We start from the raw sequence: 17241 nt of genomic DNA on the forward strand, positions 1-17241 counted from the left end.
TATTTTAAACGTATAAACGTTTATCTTAGCAATTTGATTAAAGAAAAACAGGGTTGTTTTTCTTGACATTACTGGTTGTTCTGTTCAGTTTTCAAGGATCAATTTTTGAGAGTCATCGTTTTTGACGACTTTTATAATATAACATACTCAAAAATAGTTGTCAACACTTTTTTAAAAGTTTTTTATTTTGCTTCTAATGTGTCGAAGTGACAACAAAAATTACTATACCATGAATAATATTTTTATGCAACATAAAATAAATAATTTTATTCATTTTTTTATAAAACATTAACAATCATTTTATAAAGTTCACCATACTAAATAGATCATAGAAATAGGGGAATTTGAATAATCATTTACACAGTTATTAAACAAAAGCAATGATATATTTCATAAAACATATCTAAGTCTTTCATTGAGTTGATTATAATTCTTATGCTTTAACGTTACTTAACAACGAGCATATTTTTTCACTTCTTCACGTATACATACATTACAGAAAGCTTGTCTATTTAAGGAGGAAGTGAAATGGGCCATTTCTATGTTTGGCGATTGGATAAGTGGAAATATGTTGGGGTGCTTTTTTTAATTACATTTGTATTAGGAATCCTCCTATATACAACTCAAGGAAAATTACTCTTTGTTTTCTCTAATCAGGAAACAGCAGTTTTAGTTAAAGGGAATGACCAAGAATCAGATATTGCTTTAACATTTAATATTAGTTGGGGAGAAGAAAGAGCCCATCATATATTAGAGGAACTTAAAAACCATCAAGTTCGTGCCACCTTCTTCGTGAGTGGTGAATGGGCGGAAAGACATCCGGATATTGTAAAGAAAATCGTTGAAGATGAACATGAAGTCGGTATGCTCGGGTATCGTTATAAAAGCTATATCGAACAGGATATTACTCAAGTACGAAAAGATCTTAATTATGCCAAAGATATCTTTAAAAAGCTTGAGCTTCCTGATATAAATTTATTACGTACACCAAATGGACATTTTAATGAAGAGGTCATTGATTTAGCAGAAAAGCTTGATTTAAAAGTGGCACATTGGAATGTCAATCCACATGATTGGAAGAACCCGGGTGTGGATAAAATTGTCGATACAGTGATGAAGGAAACATCTAATGGTGATATTATATTGCTTCATGCTTCAGACTCTGTCAAACAAACACGAGATGCACTAAAAACGATTTTACCTGGATTAAAGAATAAGGGGTTTACATTTGTAACGATTTCGGAAATGATGAATCAAGCTAAGGCCAAGGCGAAGCTTGTAGAGTGAGAAAAAAACATATAACTGGCAATGGCGGAAACAAGTGAGAAGATAAAAGCCACTTATGTTCAAATGAAAAAAACCTGATACAATATCAGGATTTTTTTCGTTTTTTATCGTTTAGCTTATCACTTTTCTTCTGATTCTTTTGGTTAGCCGCTTCCTCTTTTTTCAGCGCTGCTTGGCGACGTCTTTCTTCACTTGCTTTTATTTTTTCTGGTTCTTGCAAACGATGAAGCATTAAAATTTGATAAGCATTACCGAGTAAGAGTGGGACGATCATTAACCATTTATATTCACTACCGTCTGTTCTTAATCCAGGTACCCATTCAAGTGTCGTCATAACGACCATTAAAAATAAAGTCGGAATAAAAGCAGATTTATTCGTCTCCTTCGCCTTAATATAAGAAACGACAAGACCAATAAATAAAATAGCTAATCCTACAACTATATGATGACCTAATGATTGGCCGTTCTCTCCTATATATGGAAAGTAAATTAAATCGAATAAGACAAAAGCAATGAGCACAATTTGTACAGGTCCCCAAAACGAACGGAATAGTCCTAAACCAAAACGATTAATAAATAAATATGCAAAAAAGCCAGTCTGACTCACAGCTGTAAAAACTAAACCTAAGCCAAGAAAGAATAGTATAATTCCTGTCAATTCCTTTAAATCTAACGGGTTTAAGTACTGTTTATATTGATCAGCTCTTACGAAGAAACTCGTAATCAGTCCAGCAAGTCCGCCAAAAATGAGTGTCTGAAAAAACATCTTCACAACATTTCTACTACCCAATATCATATCCTCCTACCGACGCAATTAAGATATTATTATGAATCCATCTTTTCGTATTTTAACATGAACGCTCTGTTTTTTCCTTATAAAGTGCATATTTTTACATATCATATCCATATTAAAAAGAGATAGATGGGAGGTTTTTATACATGTGGCGCTCAATTCATCTCGTCATATTTATAGGTGTATTTTTGTTCTCTTTAATAGGATGCGGCGGAGACCAAGCGACAAAAGAATTGAATTATGACACGACAAAAAAGATGGTTATTGATATTTTACAAACTGAAGAAGGAAAAAAAGCCCTTTCAGAGATGATGGCAGAAGATAAAATGAAAGAAAAACTCGTCATGGATTCTGATATTGTTCATAAAGCGATAAATCAAGCATTAGCCTCTGAAAAGGGAAAAAAAGTGTGGGAAAAGCTATTTGAAGATCCTACCTTTGTAAAAAGTTATGCTGAATCAATGAACGATAGCTTAAAAAAACTAATGAAAGACTTGATGAAAGATGCTGCGTTCCAAAAACAAATGATTGAACTCCTTCAAAACCCTGAAATGGAAGCGCAGTTATTAAAAGTGATGCGGAGTCAAAAATATAATGAACATTTAGAAGCATCCATTCAAAAAACATTCGATTCCCCATTATTCCAAGCAAAAATTCAAGAAATCTTACTTAAAGCGGCAGAAACACAAAGACCTTCTAATAAAAATGGAAATGACGGTGGTGGAAGTGGAAGTGACGACGGGGGTGGAAATGAGAGTAGCAACGGGAGTTGAGATGGAGGCATTCAATAATATAAAAGCCATTTCTACTCAAGTTTAATGAGAGAAATGGCTTTACATTAATCTTCCATTTTAGCAATGACTTTCGCTGCAATTCGGCGATATTCCTGCCCTAGTGGGTGGTCTTCTTGATATACGGAAGGTGCAAATACATCTTCTTCTTCATAAGGTTGCATAAGTGGTAAACGACCGATGACTTTCGTTTTCAGAACTTCTGCTAACTTATCTCCACCGCCCTGACCAAAGACGTATTCTTTTTCACCTGTTTTTTGGCTTTGATAATATGCCATATTTTCCACGACACCAAGAATTTCATGATTCGTTTGTAGTGCCATTTGTCCAGCACGTGCGGCAACAAATGCTGCAGATGGATGTGGAATCGTGACGATTATCTCACGACTAGTTGGTAGTAATTCATGAACATCTAACGCCACGTCACCAGTTCCAGGTGGTAGATCGAGCAGTAAATAATCTAATTCTCCCCACTCCACTTCTGTAAAGAAGCTTGTCAACATTTTTCCAAGCATCGGTCCACGCCATATAATCGGTGAATTATCTTCTACGAAAAAGCCCATTGAAATAACCTTTACACCGAAACGCTCGACCGGAATAATTTTATTTCCACGGACAACGGGGCGTTTATCTATTCCCATCATATCCGGCACACTAAATCCATAAATATCAGCATCGATAATCCCGACTTTTTTCCCTAAGCGCATTAATGATACAGCGAGATTGACGGTAACAGTGGACTTACCAACGCCACCTTTACCACTTGCAATCGAGATAAACTTCGTATTGTGATTGCCACCAAGTAGTGAAGCTTCCTTCTCTTTATTAGCTGTCGGTTGGAATTTTTGGATGACTTCATCAGGCAACTGTTCGAAACGTAGTCCGACTGTACTTGCGCCATTTCTCTTTAATACAGCGACGACTTCTTGCTGTAATTGCATCTGTTCTGCTGTATTTATTTTAGCAATCGCAAGCTTTACACTGACATGCTTACGATCTTCCTTCACATTAACATCAACTATTCCATTCGTTTCTTCAAACGTTCTATGTAAAAACGGATCTTTTATCGGTTTAAGTAATTCAAGAACCTCTTCTTTCGTTAACACCACGAACACCTTCCCTTTAGACGTATATTTTATTAAGCTTTTCATGAAAACATATTCATTTGTTAGTATAACATATAATAAACAAAACCTAAGTGATTTGAATCATAAGAAAAAAAGTGGCATTCAGTCCACTTTTTCAATCTCTTCGGTTACATAACGCAAAATTCCCTCATATATGCTGTTAGCCATTTGTAATTGATATTCCTCTTGTTTAAGTAATTCTCGCTCTTCTTCATTTGATAAAAAACCAATTTCCACTAATGCTCCTGGAACCTCTGCTTCTTTTAATAAATAAACGTTATTAATTGTTAGTGCTTCACGACTAGTGTTTTGTAAATTATAAATAATTTCTGATTGAATCATTCTTGCTAAATGAGCACTTTCTGCAAACTTAGGGTAATAAAATGTTTGTGCACCGCGCCATTTACTTGATGCCATCGCGTTTAAATGTATTGTTAAAAAGAAGTCAGCTTTTTTATCATGGATAATGTCTAATCGTCTCCTAATGTCTTGTGATTTTCGCCTAGATAAACCTTTCATATCTGAGTCAGCTAGGTCTTCATCTGTCTCTCTCGTTAAATAAACAAGTGCCCCTGCTTGTTGCAAATAGTCGCGGAGATATTTTACCACTTGTAGTGTAATATCCTTCTCCTTTGTTCCGTCTCTTCCTTCTGCTCCCCCATCTGGTCCACCATGACCCGCATCTAAAACTATCCTTTTACCTGTCAATGGTAATGACCATGTTTTCCACATTGAATTTAATGGTTGAAGTGGATATCGTATTAAATAAATGAGTAGTATCAAACCAAACATCCAAGCTAGACGCTTCATCCGTCGTTTCATCTGACAACGCTCCCTAATAAATCTGCCTTGTTGTTAGTTTATGGGTTAAGGACAAGACTTATGACACGTCTCTAAAAAAGAATAGAAACAGTTTGTTTGACAGTTTGCTTCATGTCGTTTTAAATATCATATATACATGGTGGGGTATTTTTGATATGAACTGAGGGGGATGTTAAGTGAAAAAGCTTTATCGTTTTCCACAAAAACACATAATGTTGAGTGTTCCACTTATTTTAGTACTAGGTTTTATCATTGGGTCTTTTGTCGATACATCTTTTTTAAGACCTACAATTTTAATTGCCACGATGGTTATGATTTATGCAACAATGGTCGGGCTTGATTTTAATGAACTAAAATCTTTAAAAGGATCGAAAACACTCTTCATATCTATTATCATTAATTTCATCATCATTCCATTCGTTGCTTATGGAATTGGAATGACATTTCTAAAAGAAAGACCGATTATGTTCGCTGGTCTTGCCTTATCTGCTTTACTTCCAACGAGTGGCATGACGATTTCATGGACGATGTTACAGCGTGGAAATGTAACACTTGCCGTGAAGTTAACGATTTTCGGACTATTATTAGGGTCTTTATTAGCTCCATGGTATTTATTATTAATGGTTGGCCAGTTTATTGATATTAATATATGGGCGACCGTACGAACGATTCTATTAATCGTCTTCATACCGATGATTTTGGGTCAAATAACGTATAAGCTCATACTAAGAAAAACATCGGTCAAACATTTTAAAAAACATATTAAACCGAATTTCGCTCCATTAAGTGTATGGGGCATGTTATATGTCGTTTTTGTGAGCATTAGTATGCGAGCAAAGATGATCGTTTCTAATTTAGAGCTAATATTAATTGCACTCATTGTGTTAATTGTTTTTTATGGCATTAATTATTTAATTAGTACGACCGTTGCGGTGAAATGGCTTAATCGTGAAGATGGCATTGCCCTTGTCAATGGGACCGTTTTACGTAATCTATCTATTTCAATTGGATTAGCTGCTACTACTTTTGGTGCTGAAGCAGCTCTCATTGTCACATTAGCCTTTATCGTTCAGCAGCAAAGCATCACATACTATAGTCGTGTTTCCGAAAAGTTTTGGTTTAAAGAAGAGCATCCCGCGTGGAAAGAAGCACTTTAACAGGAATGAGAAAAAAGGGAAATAGAATTTAAAGCGTGGTACCTGTTGTTATCATTTGATATAGTACCACGCTATCTTTTAGTTATCATTTTCTTATTTCAAGTAACCAAAAAGGACACCATTAAACACAGAACTCAACAATCACTTCCAGTCATCTACCGAAAATTGAACACTATCTTCAAAAACCTTAATTCTTGGCTAAATATCTCTTAGTCTCCTAATTTTGTTTAGTTCTCTCTGTCATAGACAGAAATAGATCTGTCTCGATTCGTCTCTTTTTGGTTTTTATAAGCGAACTCATATTCAGAAATAATATCAGACGTTTTAGAAACATCATTCACATTATTATTTTTAGCATCTTTATCAAGGTTAGGTACCAATATATTCGAATTTGGACCAGATACTAATAATGACCCATCATCCTGTGCGTAAGCCAAGAATATATAAGATTTTCCAACTTCGGGTAGACTGTCGTCTTCATATAGAATTAGAGATGTATTGTCTGCACTAACTCCCCCCGCTTTTTGAAGAGAAATAGGAGTATCTGTTATTAATTTTCCTTTAATATTTTTTAATACTGTAACCTTAAAGTTAGTGTATGGAGATGAAACTGCCTTTGTTCCAAATGTTGTTTCTATGGTTTCTTGATGTTTTTGCTCAGTGCTAACTACTTCATCAACAGTCGCTAGAAAAACATAATCTGCATCCCCAACTGTTTCTTTAGGGTTATCCACGTCTATTACGAAAGTACCATCTAATATGATCGTTTGTAATTCACTATTGTCAAGAGATACGTTTTTTTCAGTGCTAGAACATGCTGTAGATAGGAATAATGCCATTGTGAAAAATACTGATAGGAGAACGTACTTTCTCTTCTTATATTTCATGTTTTATCATCCTTTCTATAATTTTAGTATCTTTTATAAGATGCATCGTAAGAGGCTTTATCGTTAGAGCTTAGCGTCGTATTAGTAGAAACATACTTGTACATAACGTCATTTGAGGTATTATGAGCCAATCCAAGTGCATGACCTAATTCGTGAATAGCTACATTTTTCTTTTGAGTACTCGTAAGTTTATCCATTGTATATTTGTTAAATTTTATAGTTCCGGCTGATGATGTAACTCCTGCTGTGTTAGATTTTTCAGTATAATCGGAAATTCTTACATCTTCTATGGTAAAGATTGTATCTTTCCTTATGACTCCCTTCTTATAACCATTCCAAACATTTACTCCACTATCGAAGTATGATTGATACTTTGTACTTCCACCCCAATCCAAATGTTTTCCTGAATCGACTAAATGCCATGACAATATTTGTGCTGCTGCTGAAGCATTAGTGACTGGTATAATAAGCAACATAGTAAAAACCGCTAACACAACACTCATACTAAATTTACTCTCCATGAAATTCCCCTCCATTTTAAAAGTTTATTACTTCAGTTATAATATTCTACACAGAATTTCCAGAATTCTCTTTTTGTTATGTAAAAAATTATAAAAATTTTTGAAGCCATATGAAGATTTTTATTGTCTAATGTATAGAGAGTTTTAATGAGGGGGTGATTTTTATTATTAAACATATTAAAAGAGCTAAAAAAGGTGATAGCGATTCGTTTTTGATTATTTTTAAAAAGTATGAAAAGTATATTTATCGTATGGCTTTTATTTATCTTAAAGATGAGTATGATGCATTAGATGTGGTACAAGAGGTAGCGTATCAATCATTTAAAAAAATTCACACCTTAAAACGTCCAGAGTATTTTAAAACCTGGATGATTAAGATTACAATTAATTGTTCGATTGACTTTATTAAAATGAACAAACGTGTATTGGAGTTAAATCAAGAATATACGAAAAATGTAAATGCTATGACCGAGGATCTTTCTCTTAATTTAATGCTAAAAAGCTTAATAGACGATTTGAACGAAAATGAAAAGAGTGTATTACTTTTAAAATTCTATCTAGATTACACATTTAAGGAAATTTCCGAAATTCTACAAATACCCTTAGGAACCGCTAAGTCTATTCTCTATCGAGCTTTAAATAAGCTTAAAAAAGAATATCTGAAAGGAGAGCATAAAACATGAAAATAAAAAAAGAGATCAATAAGATTGAGCTACCCAAGAATTTACATGAAAAAAGTCAAGCTGGTGTTCTAAAGGCAAAGTCTGAAATGACAAAGCCGCGACGGAAATGGCCTTTAATAGCAATTCCTACCATAGTTGTAGCGTTGACCCTATTTTTATTAACCATTATAGATTCAAATGGCGGGATGCGTGATATTGATATAGCTGATGAAGAAATTAGTTCATCCATTGCAATCCTTAGAATCGGCAATACAGATTATGTTTATGATAGTAACCTTAACTCTACACATTATACTGTAGGTGATAAAATTGGCGAAGTAAAAACAAAGTTGCAAGAAGATGCCTTACCAGAAGAAGATTTTTCGTCAAACTTTTTAGAGGCGGGAACATCTATTTATCATGTTGTAGAAGACAAAAATATTATTCTTGCGAAAGGAAAAGGTGAAAATGAATATAAAGTTTTCACCAAATCAAGTAAAGGAAACTTTAATGAGAATTAATTCTATTGTCAGCACTTGATTTTTTTATAGAAGTCCAATACATCGAATGTGAATAATTGGAGTAGACAACAATCAGAAAAAAATATACAAATTCATGTATCTTATAATAAAACTATTTCTAGGAAAAGAGTATATTCTTTCATATGTTTTTAGGAGGCTGGAACAATACTCAGTAAATGGGAATTAACAGTTCAATATCGACAATCAGCAACAAACAAAACGATGCCAATCATCAAAAGGAGTTATCATTAGTACGTTGTCCCAGCCCCGTATTTATTATAAGTTTTGTCGACAGCCTCTTCCCTTAAGCGTATACTAAGGATGATGCTAAGAAATGGAGGGTGTGTGATGACACGAAAGCTTTGGTTTCAAGTTGCCGTAGGTGTATTACTGAGCCTACTCATCATTAAATACTTTACAGAGGTTAAGTGGATTCTGTCACCACTACTCATTATCGCAAAAGCCATCTTCGTTCCATTATTAATAGCGGGAATCTTCTTCTATATATCTGTCCCTTTACAAACCATTCTAGAAAATCGCAAGGTACCACGATGGGGCAGTATTTCAATTATCCTGTTAATTTTGGTTATTGGCATATGGTTTATAGTTTCAATTATCGGGCCACCTGTGGCCAAGCAGGTTGATCATTTAATTAAAAATACCCCTGCCATCGTAACGGAAATAAATCAATTAGCTGACCGCCTCTTAGAACGTCGAGGTGAATTGCCAGAGAGTATCCAAGAAACAATTAATGAAAAACTTAATTCTTTACATATTCTTGCGTTTGATTTTGGAAAGTGGATGATTCAACTCTTTCAATCACTGATACAAGCGACATTTATTTTAATTCTTGTTCCTTTTTTCCTTATTTATATGTTAAAAGATCATGAAAAATTTAAACCACTTATCCTTAAGTTTTTCAGTGGCGATACAAAAAACTGGGTACAAAAAACAGTGGATGATATCGATACCGTTCTTAAAACATATATCCAAGGGCAAATCTTAATCAGTTCTCTTTTATCAATTATGTTATTCATTGGCTATTCTATTATAGGTCTCAAATACGCTCTGTTACTAGCGATTTTTGCTTTTTTCATGAATGTTATTCCATTTATTGGACCATGGATTGCCTTTGTGCCTGCTCTTGTTATCGGGTTTATACAAGAGCCATCGATGGTCATTTGGGTATCTTTAATTACACTCATTGCCCAACAAACTGATGCAAATTTAATTACACCAAATATAATGGGCCGATCATTAGATATTCATCCATTGACCGTCATTGCGTTATTATTGGCCGCTGGCAACATTGCTGGATTCTTAGGTGTTTTACTTGCCATTCCAACATATGCCGTTCTGAAAGCTGTTGCTAAAAATATATACGAAAGAAGACAAGCAATTAAAATCGCTGCCAATCGTGAAGTATAAAAAAACTCCCCAAACCATGAAAAGGGGAGTTTTTTTAACCACCGATATAGCTCATGTTAATTTTTTTACGTTTGGCTGTTTGTTCTGTTCGCTCATCCGAATAACGATCTTCTCTATTTTTCCATATTTGTATGATTTTATCTCTTATCTCATCATCTGATAGTCCGGAACGAAGTAGTTGACGTAAATCAAAGCCACTATTTGCAAATAAACACGTATACAATTTACCATCAGATGACAAGCGTGCCCTTGTACAACTTGAACAAAATGACTCTGAAACCGATGTAATAAAGCCTACTTCAGCACCATTGTCAGTATACTGATAACGTTTAGCTACTTCTCCAAAATAATCAGGGTCTACAGGATTTAAAGTAAAATGCTCTGTCAATTTATTGTAGATTTCCTTTTTCGTCACGACCTTATCAAAACACCAACCGTTATCATTTCCAACATCCATAAATTCAATAAACCTTAATGTTATACCGCGCTCTTTAAAGTAACTGGCCATTGGGATGATTTCTGCTTCATTTACACCTTTTTCAACGACCATATTCACTTTTATAGTAAAGCCGATGTCTTTTGCTAAATCGATATTGCTCAAAATCAAGTCTGGCTTAATCCCGCGACCATTAATTTCACCAAATAATTCAGGGTCTAATGCGTCTAAACTTATATTTAAGCGCCGTAAACCCGCTTCATAAAGTGCCTCGCCGTGGCGTTTTAATAATAATCCATTTGTTGTTAATCCGATATCTTCAATTCCTGGTATATCATGTAATCGGCTAATAAGTTCTGGTAAATGCTGACGGAGTAACGGCTCTCCACCAGTTATTCGCAGTTTCTTCACCCCAAGAGATGCAAAAATACGTGCCATGCGTTCAATTTCCGTAAATGATAATAGTTCATCCTTAGGCATAAAAGCATAATCATCGCCGAATATTTCTTTCGGCATACAATACGTACAACGGAAGTTACAACGGTCCGTCACTGAAATGCGTAGATCGCGAATCGGTCGTCCTAATTTATCGACTATTGCTTCCATCGTATCCACCCCTTTCTTATCGTTCATTTAATATTCATTAACCGCCACTTACTGGTGGAATGATAGCACAAACATCGCCAGCCTTTACCGTATCGTCTAACATCGCATATTCTTCATTAATAGCGACTTGCATACCCGTTTGATCAAATGCTGGATAAGACGATCCGATCCATTCAAGTAATTGTTTCACAGTTAAGTTTTCGACTTTTAACGTCTCTTCACCTTTTCCTACCATCTCCCTAGCAACAGCAAAATAAATGACTTTAATCATTTGTTTACCTCTCCTTGTTCGGGATATTTTTTCTGAGCGCCAATCCATTGTTCACCTGTTTCCCATATTTCTTTTTTCCAAATCGGTACGACCTCTTTAATCCGGTCAATGGCGTATTCATTCGCCTCATAAGCCGCTTTTCGGTGTGGAGATGAAACAGCAATGAGGACGGCTATATCAGAAATGTGTAATTCGCCAATCCTGTGAACGATTGCCACTTTAATGCCGGGCCATTTCTCTTCCATTTCCGCACCAATTTCTGCTAACTTTTTCTCGGCCATCGGAACATACGCTTCATAAGATAAATATAACGTCCGAACACCATGTGTCCACTCGCGCACATGACCAGTAAAGACCGTTACAGCACCTTGATATGGATGAAGAACATAATCAATATACGGTTGAATCTCAATGGGCTCTGTTACTATTTCAAATGGTTTTTTCATCATGATTCCACTCCCATCCAGCTAAACAACCATCGGTCCAATTCTTCCTCATTATTTCGTGAGGAAATTTGTGGAAAAGATGTCGCTCCATCTGCTAAACCGACAACTAATTGTATCGTCTGTAAGTTTTTTAGAGTCTCCCAGTCAGCCTGTTCTTTCACTAAAACAACTTTAGGACCGATTTCTTCTTTAAAACCTTCAACTAGTAATACATCAGGGTTGTCAATGGTCGCTAATTGTTTTAAGCGCTGAAAATCCGGCGACTCATTTAACATTATTTGGACTGCACCGCCACCGGAAACAAGCGATAAATCAGCCCCATTATTAAAAAACTGCATCGAATCTGTATTCGCATCAGGCATTTTAAGTTTACCGTGTTTACCATGATGACCGTGTTGTTTGATAACCGAAACAGAAAAACCGTTTTGTTTCAAAAGGCGAATCCATCTGGAGACTAATGTCGTTTTACCACTGTTTTTAAAACCTACGACGTGTAATGTTTTCATAGACGCCACACACTCTCTCCTTGTTCTGAACCTAAGAGCAAGATATCGACTTGGCATCCTTTCGTATATCCTTCTGAACCGCTCGGTAAAACAATGAAACAATTTCCACGTGCAATAGAAGAAACGGCATTTGACTTATTAAAACCAGCAAGGCGAGCGATAATACCTTCATCCGTCATTTCCCAAACACCTCGGATAAAACGTGTGAAAGGGTTTGCCTTTGTAAAATCTTCTCCTAATGTCGCCTGCATATGTGGTAAAAACAGTTCCGTACTTCCCATCATACGTTGAATAGCTGGACGAGCATATAACTCAAAACCAGTAAAACAAGCAGATGGGTTTCCTGATAAACCGAATAATAATTTATCACCTAATAGAGCTACGGTTGTCACACTTCCTGGACGCATCATGACTTTATCAAATAAAACAGTCGCTCCAATACGTTCATATATAGCTGGTAAATAGTCATAATCTCCAACTGAAACACCACCCGTTGTGATAAGGAAATCTGTCTCTTCCAATGCCCTCTCTACAATCCGGACACATGCATCCAAATCATCTTCCATCATCCCATACGACTTACTTTCAATCCCCATACGATCTAATTGGGCTTGGATCATCGGACCATTGGAGTTACGTATTTTACCAGGTTCTAATGGATCACTGACATTTAATAATTCTGTTCCAGTCGCAACAATACCTGCAACAGGTTTTTTGCCAACTTTTACCTCAGCATAACCAAATGTAGCGAGCAGTGCAATTGTTCCAGGGTGAATCTTTGTTCCTGCTTCAATTAATACTTCACCCTCCTTAGCATCTTCTCCTTTAAACGAGACATTATCTCCAGATTTTAAAGGCTCCATCAAGCGAAATCCATCAGATGTCTCAACTGTATTCTCAAACATTACAATAGCATCTGCTGAATCAGGTAATAGAGCTCCAGTCATAATTCGATAGGCTTCGTTTTCTCCGATTGGTTTGTCACCGACATGACCTGCACCAATTTCTCCAATCACACGAAATGATACGGGGTGTTGTGGTGAAGCATGAGTAGAATCTTGTGCTCGAATCGCATAACCGTCAAATGCTGAGCGATTAAAAGGTGGGACATGATGAGTGGCGATGATTGGTTCACTTAAAATACGTCCATACGCCTCTTCAAGGGCTACCTTTTCTTCCCCTAAAGGCATCACATGTTCTAATACACGATTAATTGCTTCTGATACAGGTATTGGCTCTCTTAATTTTACCATGATAGCTCCCCCTAATAACCTTTATTATTAATAACATGATATCATGTCTTTATTTAACCGAATAATTGATGATATAATTTTCTTCCTTCTGAAATTTCCTTTAAGCCATGAATTAACATACGACCATTTTGGAATAAAATGCAGCGATAATCATCTATATGAAATTCAATGAAAAAATCTGTTAAACGATAGGTCAACCCTAATCGCCTTGCAACTATCTCTCCATCAAATATCGTCATCTTTCGTTCTGAATCTGGAATAACTTGTACCGTATCTCGGCCACATAAGACAGCATAATTTGCACCTTCTTGCTTCGTTAAGGTGGGATATGTCGGCTGATGAGAACAAGTCGGACAAGCTGGATTTTTTATCCGAGAAATACCTGCTTCAACAAATGAATTATTCCAAATATCAAAATGCAATAATTTTGTTCGTAGGGCTTCCTCATTACCGGTCAACCATTTCAATGCTTCAGCACATTGATAAGAAGCAACCATTTGTGCAGCTGGTGCAATGATTCCTGCTGTATCGCATGTTTGGCTAACAGATGGTAAAACAGGTAATAAGCAGCGAAAACATGCTGTTTTCCCTGGTACAAACGGAAACACAACGCCTGTACTTTGCACACACGCTCCATAAATCCAAGGAATACCATGTTTCCAAGCAACATCATTGATTAACAGACGTGTCTCAAAATTATCAGTCGCATCGATAATAAGATCAGCATCTATAACCAATTGTTCTAATAACGGTCCATCGACATGATCGAGAACAGTCTCGATATTAACATCTTCTCGAATCTTTTCTAAATGTCGTTTAGCAGCAATGACTTTTGGCGTTCCTTCCAATGCATCTTGTTCTGTAAATAATTGCTGACGTTGTAGATTGGACATATCAACATAATCACGGTCTGCTATCGTTAGTTTTCCGACACCTGCTCGAACAAGCATCTCAGATGTTGTTGTACCTAAAGCCCCACAGCCGATGATGACGACGTGGGAGGATGCTAATCTTTCTTGACCTTTTTCGCCAATCGGTTTAAATAATATTTGGCGTGAGTACCTCTCCTTCATGATTGTCTCTTCCTTTCAAAACAAATGCACATCTTATTTTTTACAAGCCGAATGACTCTCGCCTATAGAGACGAGAGTCATCGTAACACCACAACAATAAGACCTAGTACTTATGCTTTTTCATCTGTAATATCACTAAACGTACCGACATAACGTATCACTGACGAGAATTGATGATAACTCGCATGACACTGTTATACATTTAACAAGATAAACGATTAAAATTTAATACAGCTCGTATGGTAGACAGTGGCAATACAATACTTTTTTATGTATTACCTGTAGCGATTAAGAAAAATGAATTCTGAAACAATCTGAGTTCTTTTATACGAACATTGTTCATCTCAATCATAGTTTTTTTTATAAATTAAATCAAATAACGCAACTTTATCATCGTTTATACGGCAAAGATTTTAACTTAAGATCATTTATTAAAAAAATCTAAACTGCAAAGCAAAGAGCATTTCTCTTCAACTTACACAGTTTAGATTACACGTTTCAATATATCTTGTTTTTATACTAAACTTCATTTTTATTTTAGTATCTTATATTTATACAACATACTTTTCTTCTTCTATAAGCTGTCTAGCAATCTCGCGTTTTTTAGGTATTAAATTAACACTCACTTGATGTAAAAACTTATCTAAAGTAGCTCGTACTTGTAATTGTGAGTCATTTTCATCAATGGCTAAAAGAGCGTGTTTTGCGTTGGTTATTACTTTTTCCATCGTCTCTTGGACATATACTTCTGTATAAAGACGTTTTAGCTGATTCTTTTCTTCTCCTGTCTCTTGTATCGCCTTTTTTGTTCGTAAAATGGCGGATTCCATGTTATAAATATAGCCAACAATATTTGCTAAATCGACTAATAATTCTTGTTCCAACTCAAGCTTATCTCCGAATGTGTCATGTAACTCGTAAAGCACATATTGAAAAACTTGTTTTGCTCTTCTTAACATCGCCTGCTCCCTATCTAATACTTGATGTTCATTGATGGTTGGAGTGGATAATAATTGTTTACGATTTTGTTCGACTGGTTAAACAAATCACTAATCATCTTCGTTACGCCGTATAAATCATCATGCCTTACCGTCTCTTGTACGAGCGCTTGTTGATAGTCCAATAAGTATGTTAAACGATTTCTTTGTTCCTTCTCTCGATTGTATAGCCTTGTATTTTCTAATAATATAGCGATATGATCTGTTAATAGACGCAAAGCACGCTGGTCAGCTTTTGTGAAAACCGATCCATCTGCCTTATCTGATACGTGTAAGACGCCGAGAATTTCTAAATCAATCACAATAGGAATAGTTAATTGTTCACCACCTGATTGTTCAAAGTAAGAGAAATATGTTCCAAGTGTATTATGCTGATTAACAAAAACTTTATCCTTAAAATCTACATCCCCTAAAGTAGGTTCTTGTAATTTAAAATAACCTTCTCTCTCATTGTACAAGTAAAAACAGACCGAAGATGCATTTGTCATATGTGCCGCACGTAATGTAAATTCACGAATGCTTTCTTCTAAAGATGTATGGATTGAAAAGTACTTGACCCAATCAAAATCTTTTATTTCTTGTAGTTGTTTATTCTTTTGACGTGCTAAAGAAATCGCTACTGCAACATCTTGCCCAAACTCATCAAAAATATGATACATATCTAGTAAAGGTATATATGTATAAAAACCGATAATACAAAATCCAAACTTATTCTCTCCATCGATTAATGGAACGGTAAACCACGTCTCAACGCCTACATCTTCTAAATGCCGCGAAAGTTGACAATTGCCTAATAAATCTTTATCGACATACCGTAAACTTTGCGATACTAACTTAGGGGAACAGTGAGCTCTTTTTAGTGGAAAGACCGTTTCTACTCTGGAAACGTCACCTTCCCATGCTTTTGGTATAAATTCATCATCTTGTACTAGAATGATCCCGACAAAATCGCAATACAGTTCATCTATAAAAGAGTCAATTAAAAACTGGATCGCCTCTTCTTCTGTATCCATCTTAATCATTTCGCGGCGTGTCTTGCGTAAATGTTTTTCGAGTCTTTCGATAATTTTTAAACGTTTCTTCTCCATTCATACACCCCCTCTGTTTATCTTAGCATGAAATGTTAAATCAACATGTTAATAAATAGCTAATACTTTTACTTTTATTTCACCTTCTGGCGTATAGATTGGAACGATATCATTCCTTTTAGCACCTAGCAATCCTTTGGCAAAAGGGGATTCAATTGATATCGATCCTTCTAGAGGATTCGCTTCCGCTTTTCCGACAATCGTATAGGTCTCTGTATGATGATGAGGCAATTCTTGAAAGGTAACAGTACTTCCTAATTTAATTGTTGTTTCCTTCGTATCCTTTTCGATAATGGTCGCATGACGAATGATATGTTCTATTTGTTTGCGGCGTTTGTCTATTTGTGCGAGTTCTTGCACGGCTTCTTGAAATGTCGCATTCTCGTTGAAATCACAAAAACGGCGCGCCGCTTTCACTCTATTATTTGCTATTGGACGTTTCACAGATTCAAGCGTTTTTAACTCTTCCTTTAATTTATTCAAACCTTGTTCAGTCAACGGGTATTTCATCTGCTATCACTCTCATTTATTAAAAAAGCTGATTTCCCAATCATTTGTAGGAAATCAG

General features: G+C 35.6%; 20 protein-coding genes. 6 read left to right on the plus strand and 14 right to left on the minus strand.

Annotation, left to right across the window (positions count from 1 at the left end; genetic code table 11):
* Positions 1 to 528 precede the first annotated feature (528 nt).
* A complete protein-coding gene (pdaB, locus tag HNQ35_RS12750; protein WP_146938783.1) occupies positions 529 to 1287 on the plus strand; it encodes a polysaccharide deacetylase family sporulation protein PdaB in 759 nt (252 codons plus the stop codon).
* 85 nt (positions 1288 to 1372) lie between these two features.
* On the opposite strand, the gene HNQ35_RS12755 is transcribed toward pdaB, so the two are convergent.
* Positions 1373 to 2077, minus strand: coding sequence for a KinB-signaling pathway activation protein (locus HNQ35_RS12755; RefSeq protein ID WP_146938782.1), 705 nt, complete (start codon positions 2075 to 2077; stop codon positions 1373 to 1375).
* Between the two features lie 149 nt (positions 2078 to 2226).
* On the opposite strand from HNQ35_RS12755, the gene gerD reads away from it, so the two are divergent.
* On the plus strand, positions 2227 to 2853 hold the full coding sequence (gerD, locus tag HNQ35_RS12760; protein WP_146938781.1) for a spore germination lipoprotein GerD: 627 nt from the start codon (positions 2227 to 2229) through the stop codon (positions 2851 to 2853).
* Positions 2854 to 2918: 65 nt separating this feature from the next.
* On the opposite strand, the gene salA is transcribed toward gerD, so the two are convergent.
* Together salA and cwlD are read right to left on the minus strand one after the other, a co-directional pair.
* On the minus strand, positions 2919 to 3977 hold the full coding sequence (gene salA / locus HNQ35_RS12765; RefSeq protein ID WP_146938780.1) for an iron-sulfur carrier protein/transcriptional regulator SalA: 1059 nt from the start codon (positions 3975 to 3977) through the stop codon (positions 2919 to 2921).
* Between the two features lie 123 nt (positions 3978 to 4100).
* Positions 4101 to 4820, minus strand: a complete 720-nt coding sequence (gene cwlD / locus HNQ35_RS12770; protein WP_146938779.1) for an N-acetylmuramoyl-L-alanine amidase CwlD — start codon at positions 4818 to 4820, stop codon at positions 4101 to 4103.
* A 176-nt stretch (positions 4821 to 4996) separates the two neighbouring features.
* On the opposite strand from cwlD, the gene HNQ35_RS12775 reads away from it, so the two are divergent.
* Positions 4997 to 5977 carry an arsenic resistance protein gene (locus tag HNQ35_RS12775; RefSeq protein WP_146938778.1) on the plus strand — a complete coding sequence of 327 codons (981 nt, stop codon included), beginning with the start codon at positions 4997 to 4999 and terminating at the stop codon, positions 5975 to 5977.
* 227 nt (positions 5978 to 6204) lie between these two features.
* Here the strand turns inward: HNQ35_RS12775 and HNQ35_RS12780 are convergent, their stop codons facing one another.
* The gene (locus HNQ35_RS12780; protein WP_146938777.1) at positions 6205 to 6864 is read right to left on the minus strand and encodes a hypothetical protein; all 660 of its coding nucleotides are present in this window, start codon (positions 6862 to 6864) and stop codon (positions 6205 to 6207) included.
* A 23-nt stretch (positions 6865 to 6887) separates the two neighbouring features.
* The gene (locus HNQ35_RS12785) at positions 6888 to 7385 is read right to left on the minus strand and encodes a matrixin family metalloprotease (protein WP_146938776.1); all 498 of its coding nucleotides are present in this window, start codon (positions 7383 to 7385) and stop codon (positions 6888 to 6890) included.
* Between the two features lie 155 nt (positions 7386 to 7540).
* Between HNQ35_RS12785 and HNQ35_RS12790 the strand changes: the two genes are divergently transcribed.
* The 3 genes from HNQ35_RS12790 (at position 7541) to HNQ35_RS12800 (ending at position 9996) form a co-directional block, all read left to right on the plus strand.
* Entirely contained in the window at positions 7541 to 8068 is a 528-nt protein-coding gene (locus tag HNQ35_RS12790; RefSeq protein WP_146938775.1) for an RNA polymerase sigma factor, read from the plus strand.
* Entirely contained in the window at positions 8065 to 8568 is a 504-nt protein-coding gene (locus HNQ35_RS12795; RefSeq protein WP_146938774.1) for a hypothetical protein, read from the plus strand. The genes HNQ35_RS12790 and HNQ35_RS12795 overlap by 4 nt, the downstream gene beginning before the upstream one ends.
* Positions 8569 to 8916: 348 nt before the next feature.
* The gene (locus HNQ35_RS12800; protein ID WP_146938773.1) at positions 8917 to 9996 is read left to right on the plus strand and encodes an AI-2E family transporter; all 1080 of its coding nucleotides are present in this window, start codon (positions 8917 to 8919) and stop codon (positions 9994 to 9996) included.
* A gap of 34 nt (positions 9997 to 10030) precedes the next feature.
* Here the strand turns inward: HNQ35_RS12800 and moaA are convergent, their stop codons facing one another.
* From moaA to greA, 9 genes are all read right to left on the minus strand, one after another.
* On the minus strand, positions 10031 to 11038 hold the full coding sequence (gene moaA / locus HNQ35_RS12805; RefSeq protein WP_146938772.1) for a GTP 3',8-cyclase MoaA: 1008 nt from the start codon (positions 11036 to 11038) through the stop codon (positions 10031 to 10033).
* Positions 11039 to 11075: 37 nt separating this feature from the next.
* The gene (gene moaD / locus HNQ35_RS12810; protein ID WP_146938771.1) at positions 11076 to 11309 is read right to left on the minus strand and encodes a molybdopterin converting factor subunit 1; all 234 of its coding nucleotides are present in this window, start codon (positions 11307 to 11309) and stop codon (positions 11076 to 11078) included.
* Positions 11306 to 11758: a molybdenum cofactor biosynthesis protein MoaE gene (locus HNQ35_RS12815; protein ID WP_170226739.1), complete on the minus strand. Its 453-nt coding sequence runs from the start codon at positions 11756 to 11758 to the stop codon at positions 11306 to 11308. Before HNQ35_RS12815 ends, moaD begins: the two co-directional genes overlap by 4 nt.
* The gene (gene mobB, locus HNQ35_RS12820; protein WP_246118122.1) at positions 11755 to 12261 is read right to left on the minus strand and encodes a molybdopterin-guanine dinucleotide biosynthesis protein B; all 507 of its coding nucleotides are present in this window, start codon (positions 12259 to 12261) and stop codon (positions 11755 to 11757) included. The genes HNQ35_RS12815 and mobB overlap by 4 nt, the downstream gene beginning before the upstream one ends.
* The gene (locus tag HNQ35_RS12825) at positions 12258 to 13514 is read right to left on the minus strand and encodes a molybdopterin molybdotransferase MoeA (RefSeq protein WP_146938769.1); all 1257 of its coding nucleotides are present in this window, start codon (positions 13512 to 13514) and stop codon (positions 12258 to 12260) included. Before HNQ35_RS12825 ends, mobB begins: the two co-directional genes overlap by 4 nt.
* 53 nt (positions 13515 to 13567) lie before the next feature.
* Positions 13568 to 14587 (minus strand): ThiF family adenylyltransferase, encoded by a 1020-nt coding sequence (locus HNQ35_RS12830; RefSeq protein WP_146938768.1) that lies wholly within the window; start codon positions 14585 to 14587, stop codon positions 13568 to 13570.
* A gap of 551 nt (positions 14588 to 15138) precedes the next feature.
* Complete coding sequence (locus HNQ35_RS12835; RefSeq protein ID WP_146938767.1) at positions 15139 to 15546, minus strand: hypothetical protein; 408 nt, start codon at positions 15544 to 15546, stop codon at positions 15139 to 15141.
* Positions 15547 to 15560: 14 nt separating this feature from the next.
* A complete protein-coding gene (locus tag HNQ35_RS12840) occupies positions 15561 to 16673 on the minus strand; it encodes a GAF domain-containing protein (protein ID WP_146938766.1) in 1113 nt (370 codons plus the stop codon).
* A 48-nt stretch (positions 16674 to 16721) separates the two neighbouring features.
* On the minus strand, positions 16722 to 17183 hold the full coding sequence (greA, locus tag HNQ35_RS12845) for a transcription elongation factor GreA (protein ID WP_146938765.1): 462 nt from the start codon (positions 17181 to 17183) through the stop codon (positions 16722 to 16724).
* Between the last annotated feature and the right edge of the window lie 58 nt (positions 17184 to 17241).

It is taken from the genome of Cerasibacillus quisquiliarum (assembly GCF_014202495.1).
Classification (GTDB): domain Bacteria; phylum Bacillota; class Bacilli; order Bacillales; family Amphibacillaceae; genus Cerasibacillus; species Cerasibacillus quisquiliarum.

Bases quoted from the DNA above. Each gene is read 5' to 3' on its own strand.
- HNQ35_RS12780 (WP_146938777.1), bottom strand. From the start codon at position 6,864: ATGAAATATAAGAAGAGAAAGTACGTTCTCCTATCAGTATTTTTCACA.
- cwlD (WP_146938779.1), bottom strand. From the start codon at position 4,820: ATGAAACGACGGATGAAGCGTCTAGCTTGGATGTTTGGTTTGATACTA.
- HNQ35_RS12815 (WP_170226739.1), bottom strand. From the start codon at position 11,758: ATGATGAAAAAACCATTTGAAATAGTAACAGAGCCCATTGAGATTCAA.
- HNQ35_RS12795 (WP_146938774.1), top strand. From the start codon at position 8,065: ATGAAAATAAAAAAAGAGATCAATAAGATTGAGCTACCCAAGAATTTA.
- moaA (WP_146938772.1), bottom strand. From the start codon at position 11,038: ATGGAAGCAATAGTCGATAAATTAGGACGACCGATTCGCGATCTACGC.
- HNQ35_RS12830 (WP_146938768.1), bottom strand. From the start codon at position 14,587: ATGAAGGAGAGGTACTCACGCCAAATATTATTTAAACCGATTGGCGAA.
- greA (WP_146938765.1), bottom strand. From the start codon at position 17,183: ATGAAATACCCGTTGACTGAACAAGGTTTGAATAAATTAAAGGAAGAG.
- mobB (WP_246118122.1), bottom strand. From the start codon at position 12,261: ATGAAAACATTACACGTCGTAGGTTTTAAAAACAGTGGTAAAACGACA.
- gerD (WP_146938781.1), top strand. From the start codon at position 2,227: ATGTGGCGCTCAATTCATCTCGTCATATTTATAGGTGTATTTTTGTTC.
- HNQ35_RS12825 (WP_146938769.1), bottom strand. From the start codon at position 13,514: ATGGTAAAATTAAGAGAGCCAATACCTGTATCAGAAGCAATTAATCGT.
- HNQ35_RS12785 (WP_146938776.1), bottom strand. From the start codon at position 7,385: ATGGAGAGTAAATTTAGTATGAGTGTTGTGTTAGCGGTTTTTACTATG.
- HNQ35_RS12840 (WP_146938766.1), bottom strand. From the start codon at position 16,673: ATGGAGAAGAAACGTTTAAAAATTATCGAAAGACTCGAAAAACATTTA.
- pdaB (WP_146938783.1), top strand. From the start codon at position 529: ATGGGCCATTTCTATGTTTGGCGATTGGATAAGTGGAAATATGTTGGG.
- HNQ35_RS12835 (WP_146938767.1), bottom strand. From the start codon at position 15,546: ATGTTAAGAAGAGCAAAACAAGTTTTTCAATATGTGCTTTACGAGTTA.
- moaD (WP_146938771.1), bottom strand. From the start codon at position 11,309: ATGATTAAAGTCATTTATTTTGCTGTTGCTAGGGAGATGGTAGGAAAA.
- HNQ35_RS12800 (WP_146938773.1), top strand. From the start codon at position 8,917: ATGACACGAAAGCTTTGGTTTCAAGTTGCCGTAGGTGTATTACTGAGC.